At 63.0% G+C, this 6,108-nt stretch carries 4 protein-coding genes and 1 pseudogene; 2 read left to right on the top strand and 3 right to left on the bottom strand.

The window, feature by feature from the left end:
- Nucleotides 1–282, bottom strand: a pseudogene (locus VLF18_RS17670) (DDE-type integrase/transposase/recombinase); the annotation flags it as partial.
- A gap of 198 nt (nucleotides 283–480) precedes the next feature.
- Here VLF18_RS17670 and VLF18_RS17665 point away from each other — a divergent pair.
- Both VLF18_RS17665 and VLF18_RS17660 read left to right on the top strand, forming a co-directional pair.
- Nucleotides 481–1,104, top strand: a complete 624-nt coding sequence (locus VLF18_RS17665; protein WP_325280947.1) for a hypothetical protein — start codon at nucleotides 481–483, stop codon at nucleotides 1,102–1,104.
- A gap of 184 nt (nucleotides 1,105–1,288) precedes the next feature.
- The gene (locus VLF18_RS17660) at nucleotides 1,289–1,939 is read left to right on the top strand and encodes a hypothetical protein (protein WP_325280946.1); all 651 of its coding nucleotides are present in this window, start codon (nucleotides 1,289–1,291) and stop codon (nucleotides 1,937–1,939) included.
- A gap of 112 nt (nucleotides 1,940–2,051) precedes the next feature.
- Here the strand turns inward: VLF18_RS17660 and VLF18_RS17655 are convergent, their stop codons facing one another.
- Together VLF18_RS17655 and VLF18_RS17650 are read right to left on the bottom strand one after the other, a co-directional pair.
- Nucleotides 2,052–5,426 (bottom strand): ATP-binding protein, encoded by a 3,375-nt coding sequence (locus tag VLF18_RS17655; protein WP_325280945.1) that lies wholly within the window; start codon nucleotides 5,424–5,426, stop codon nucleotides 2,052–2,054.
- Nucleotides 5,427–5,786: 360 nt separating this feature from the next.
- The coding region (locus tag VLF18_RS17650) for a hypothetical protein (RefSeq protein WP_325280944.1) at nucleotides 5,787–6,108 on the bottom strand (322 nt) is incomplete at its 5' end.

The following is a 6,108-nucleotide window of genomic DNA, read 5'->3' as shown; positions in this document are numbered from 1 at the left end:
CAGATAGACCTCTTCGTACTTGACCGTGCGCCAGAGGCGCTCGATGAAGACGTTGTCGCGCCAGCAGCCTTTGCCATCCATGCTGATCTGGATGGCGTGTTTCCTGAGGAGGCCGGTGAACGTCTCGCTGGTGAACTGACTACCTTGGTCCGTGTTGAAGATCGCCGGCGCGCCAAAGTGTGCAATCGCTTCCTCGACGGCCTCCGAGTACAACGGGCTGTCATGGGTCGCCATTCGGGACGACCGTGGAGCGTACATGGCTGCTCCTGGTTGATCCGATATCCGGATATCTGGACAAGCGAATTGTGTTCGTAAGCCGCGGAGAACCCGTGAGCATGCCTTCGGTTGATCCATTCGTGAGCCTGACGAGATCGAGGATGATTTTGGTCAGCCGAAAGAGTAGCCATCGGCTGAGGCATCCTGTCATGCCGGTGTGGCATTTACCGATTTACACGGCCCTTCGACTGTCAGGTGTCGAATGTGCTGACTCGACCGCCGCAGCGCACTTTCACGACAGGGGACAAGCTGATGATCTCGGAATTGTGCGAAGCATTGCTGGCGGCCCACCGAAGGCACGGTATCGATATCTCGCAGGATCTCTTGCCGGGTCTGCCGCGAGAGGCGATCGAAGCCGAAACGGCATGGTTCCCGTCGAGGTTGCCGGACGATCTGATTGCGCTTTACGGTTGGCGCAACGGCCAACCCGAGGACGCATGGAACTCGCAGAACGTCCTCTGGTTCCGCGATATGCAGTTCACTTCGCTGCAGCGGGCTCGCGACGAGTACGTGTCGATGATGGATTCGTATGGCCTGGACAACGATCCGGCGAGCGAAGGGATTGACTTGAGAATGTGCTTTCCGTTCGCATCCTTCAATGGCGGCTGGTATGTCGTTCCGTGCGAAGGTCCGCGTCTCGATTCCCGGTTCCCGTTTCCCGTTGTCAGCGTCTTTCAGGGCATCAGCATCTACTTCGACTCGATTGAAACCATGCTTCGGACGTGTGTGGACTGGCGGGTCGCTTCGAGTTGGAGCGGCGACGATTGGGAACTGCCCGAACATCTCGAAATGGAAATCTGGCGTCGGTATAACCAGGGTCGCCGTTGAGGACGCGACAACTCTTGTCTCTTCCTGCGGAGGTTGTCTGCGAGAATCGCTGCGATTTTGAGGAACTCTCGCCGAGGAAAAACGTTGCCGATGGAGGCTGGATGCTGGCGAACGAACAATATTCGGAATTGGGTGACTTCCTCTTGCTGGGGCAAGGAAACGTGCTCTGGGATACGAGAGCACGATGAACGGGCCCGAGAGTTCGACTGAAGAGCGGATCGGTGCAGTCGAACGATTCCTGCGGTCATGGGATCGAACTGCGATGTCATTGCTGGACAATATCGATCCGGCCAATCTTGACGAGCACGAACGGGTGGCTATCGAAAGAGGTTCCATCCTTGGCGAAGGAGCAAACGAGGAGGATGTCGCAATGTTGAAGGGGACAGTCTGCGACGTTCCGGTTGAACTTCAGTACCTGCTGCGGATCTCGGATGGCTTCCTGATGCCGATCTTCTCGACGAGGTCGGCGGTGTTCCTCGGCGCCCGGGATATTGCATTGTTCAGCGAACGTGAGCCGGAGGAGTTTCGCGCCTGGGAATCTGTCACCAACCGCGTCGGCTCGGACGAGTACGGCCCGTTGGATTCGGAATGCGGTGTCGCTGAAGTTGATATGCCTAAACTCAGTGACCTTGGACGCGCGGTCGTGCTCTCGCAGTTGTGCGGCGGTGTCGTACTACTGGCATATCGTCCGGAGGAGAGTCGCTGCACCTCCTGGGAGTACATGAAGCTGTCGTCGCACACGGCATCCCGGCGCTACGGATCCCTGCTCGCAATGCTCACTGATGTTCGTGACGCGAGTCTCGCGTCGCTGGCCGATTTAGTCGCTCAGCAGTAGGGAGGCAGGTGAGCTCGTGGCTTCTGCTCGCATGGATCTGGCGCTTAGCACGACGCCGGTGCAAGCAGTTTCGATGCGAGACATGCGCGGATGCGCGACGCGTTGCCAACCCTCACTTCCCCGCAGCCGCCCGTATCGGCAAATGAACCACAAACGTCGTCCCCTTGCCGACTTCGCTGAACACTTCGATGTTGCCGCCATGTTTCTGGATGATGCCGTAAGAAACCGATAGCCCGAGGCCGGTGCCTTTGCCGACGGGCTTGGTCGTGAAGAACGGTTCGAAGATCCGGTGGAGGTGGGCTTCGCTGATGCCTTTGCCCGAATCCGAGATGATGACGCGGACTTCGTTGTCGTCGGCTTCGGTGCGGATGCGGATCTCGCCCTGGTCTTCGATGGCCTGGGCGGCGTTGACGAGCAGGTTCAGGAAGACCTGATTGAGCTGGAACGGCAGGCATTCGATTTTTGGAATCGACGCGTACTCCTTGACGAGCCGCGCTTTGTATTTGATCTCGTGCGCGACGACGTTGAGTGTGCTTTCGATGCCCTCGTGGATGTCGGCCTGTTGCCACTCGGCTTCGCCGACGTGGGAGAACTCTTTCAGATCGCGGACGATCTTCTCGACGCGCGAGATGCCGTGCAGGGATTCGGACAGCAGGTTGCCGATGTCCTCGCGCAGGAATTCGAGTTCGATGCGTTTGCGGTGTGCGGCGATCTGCGCGGCGACGGCGGCGCGGCGATCGGTGTCGGCGTCTTCGAGGTTGCGGTAGACGTCGAGGAGTTCGAGGATGTCGCGCACATAGCGCTCGAGGCTGTTGAGGTTCGAGTGCACGTAGCCGATGGGGTTGTTGATTTCGTGCGCCACGCCGGCGGCGAGCTGGCCGACGGAGGCCATCTTCTCGGACTGGATCAGCTGGTTCTGCGTGCTTTCGAGTTGATTGTTGAGCGTCTGCAGTTCCTGGTTGCGATGCTGCAGCGTGCGCTCGGCGGCGAGGCGTTCGTCGATCTGTGTGGCGAGTTGGGTATTGGAGTCATGCAGCGCCTGGTTGGCCTGGCTCTGGCGCAGATTCGCCTCGACGAGTTCGTGCGTGCGTGCGGCGACTTGCGATTCGAGATACTGGCCGCGCCGCCGGTAGCGGTTGCGGATGATCAGCGGAGCGGCGGCGGCCAGGACGACGAGAAGCGCGATGCCGAGTCCCTGCACAGAGCGGCGTTCGAACCAGCGCGGAACCAGATGGAACTCGAGCTGGGCGCGATCGGTCGTGCCGCCCGTGCCGAACTGGGCGTTGGCATCGCCGGTGCGCGCCTCGACGCGGAAGCGATAGTGGCCCGGCCGCAGGTTCGTATAGAACGCGCTGCGCCGTGTGCCGACGTCGTACCAGTCGTGGTCGTAGCCTTCGAGGCGATAGCGGAAGTGGACGCTGCGCGGCTCGCGAAAAGTCAGCGCCGTGAACTGCAGTTCGACGTCGCGGCGCGGGCTGTCGATCTCGATCGGCTGGTCGGGCATGTACCAGCGATTGCCGTGATGCAGGCCTTCGACGACGACGGTAGGCGCGACAGTCGGTGGCTTGATCGATTTCGTGTCGATGCGCACGGCGCCGTGGATGGCCGGAAACCACAGCGCGCTGCCGTCGACGAGCACGCGCGCGCGCGCGCCGCCGTTGCAGCAGTGGATGTGCTGCATGCCGGTGCGGCGACCGAGCACTTTTTCGGTCGGTATCGCGCCCGGCGCCGCGTTGGCCGGGTCGGGCAGCGCGGCGATCGGCGTGCGCCAGACGCCGTCGATCGTCGAGACGTAGAGGTAGTCGTCCAGCACCTGCATGATCCAGCTGCTGTTGGTCGGCAACCCCTTCCGGTCGTCGAGCACGACGACCTTGTCGTCGCTCACGAGGACGATGCCCGAGTCGCGCGTCGTCATGCCGAGCAGGCCGGGTTTTATCGAGACGATCGAGGTGACGTAGAAGCTCTCGAGTGGTCTTGCCCAGTCCGGAATCCGCAACTGGTCGCCGTCGAGGCGTCGTACGCCGGCTTCGGTGCCGACGGTCAGCGTGCCGTTGGCCGCGATGTGGATCGCGCGTATCGGTGCTTCGGGCGCATCGGGCGCGGAAGGAATCTTGCGCAGGTTGGTTCCGTCGTAGCGGAACAGTCCGTCGTGCGAGCCGATCCAGGCGCCACCATCGGGCAGGGGCACGATGACGCTGACCTGATAGCGCGACAGTCGTTCGAAGACGGCGGGCGTGGCGACCTTGCCCTGGTCGATCACCGCCATGCCGGACCGCGTTCCTATCCAGAGCCGGTCGCGGTTGTCGTAGCTCATCTCGTAGGCGGCGAGATTCGGAATCTGTCGCGTCGAGACCATTTCCTCGATGCCGCTGTCGGTCAGGCGCATGACGTTGGAGTTCGAGCCGAGCACGAGGCGGCCCTGGCCGTCGCGCGCCAGACTCCAGATCAGCGGGTCGGTCAGTCCTTCGCGCTGGCCCAATTGCTTGGCCCAGCCGTCCCACAGGCGGAACAGTCCCTCGGTGCGGCTGCCGAGCCACAGATTGCCTTCGCGATCCTCGAAAGCGCTGACGACATAGGCGTTGCTGACGAAATCGCGGTTGTCGATCACTTCGACTTCGCCGTTGGGCCGTCGACGATAGACGGTCGACGGCGTGCTGATCCAAAGATTCGCGTTGCGATCGACATGCAGGTTTTCCACGCGCAGGGCTTCGGAGGCCTGTCCTTTCGCCTGCAGATCGAGCGGCTGCGCGACCGGCGTTTCCGCGCCCTTGATCAGCAGGAACAGGCCGTTGGCCGTGCCGATCCAGACATTGCCGTCGACGACGGCGAGACGCGTCACCTGGACCGTGCCGGCAGCCGGAATCGTGTAGCTGCGGCTGCCTTCCGCGGAATGGCGCGACACGGTACCGAGGCCGCCGACCCAGAGGTCTTCGCCGCTGCGGATGAGGCTGTAGGCCGGCGTGCCGGCGCCGTCGACGGGAATCATCTTTTCGCCGGCGAGGCGCATGGCGCCATTGGGCGTCGCAATCCAGATTTCGCCGTCGGCGTTCTCGGCGACGGCATAGACGGGCTTGGTCGGCGGATCGATCGCGACGGTGCGGAAGCGCTGGTTTTCGTAGAGGGTCAGTCCGGCCGGCGTCGCGAACCACAGCCGGCCGCGCCGGTCGCGCAGGCTCGCATGTACGTTCGTGGGATTGGCACCGTCGCTGTTGCGGCGGTCGAAGATTTGGAATCGCAGCCCGTCGAAGCGCGCGAGACCGTTCTGCGTGCCGATCCAGATATAGCCGATCGGGTCCTGGGTGATGCTCAGGACCGATACCTGCGGCAGCCCGTCGTCGACGCTCCAGTTGTCGACCGCGTAGTCGCGGAACTTCGCGTCGGGATCGAGCGCCAGCGCCGGTGCCGCGCTCAGCAGCAGAAGCAGCAACGCCGTGCCGAAGAGCCGGCCGCACGCCCGATCGATCGGAAGGCGAATCTGTGCGCTCACGGTGACCTCGATGGTGCTCGAGAAGTCGCCTGCGATGGTATTCCAGGTGCGCGTGCTCGCAAGGTGTGCGTGCGATCCGGGCGCATGCTGACGGCATCCCCGGCACTGACGAGGCCGCTGAAGCCCGCGGGCCGGCGTGAACCGTTCTTCACGCGCGCCGCCCCCCGCGGCGTCGGTCGTGTGAGCCGAAGGCGAACCGCAACGTCGCGGTCTCGACGTTGCACAGGCACCTCGATGTTGCGGCTCGCTGCGCTCGGCGCGGCCTGCGTGTTTCGCGTCGTGATGATTTACCGAGTTGTGACGAGCCGGAGGCGAATCGCAACGTCGCGGTGTCGATGGAGCGCCGACACCGCGACATTCCTAACGCCCCGCGAGCGGCGGCAGCCCGGTCGGCTTCGGGTCGAAGTACAGCTTGAAATGCGTGGCGAATTTTTCGAGGCAGGCGTCGGCGGCATCGGCGCGCTTGAGGCACTGGATCTGGCCGGATTTCGTCGCGGCTTCCCAGGCTTTCGCGAATTCCGCCTGGCCTTGCGCCTCGGCCTGCGGCAGGGCGTCGAGCGCGGGTTTGGTCATCGAGACCGGGAAGTCGGCGGCGGCGACGTCGGTTTCGGTCAGGGGTTTTCCGCCGGCGGTTTCCTCGATGAACTCGGCGATGCCGTGGCGCAGGTGCAGCACATAGCCC

It is taken from the genome of Tahibacter sp. (assembly GCF_035481375.1).
Taxonomy (GTDB): Bacteria; Pseudomonadota; Gammaproteobacteria; order Xanthomonadales; family Rhodanobacteraceae; genus Tahibacter.
This window is presented reverse-complemented; position numbering and strand designations above follow the sequence as displayed.

Bases quoted from the DNA above. Each gene is read 5' to 3' on its own strand.
- VLF18_RS17660 (WP_325280946.1), top strand. From the start codon at position 1,289: ATGAACGGGCCCGAGAGTTCGACTGAAGAGCGGATCGGTGCAGTCGAA.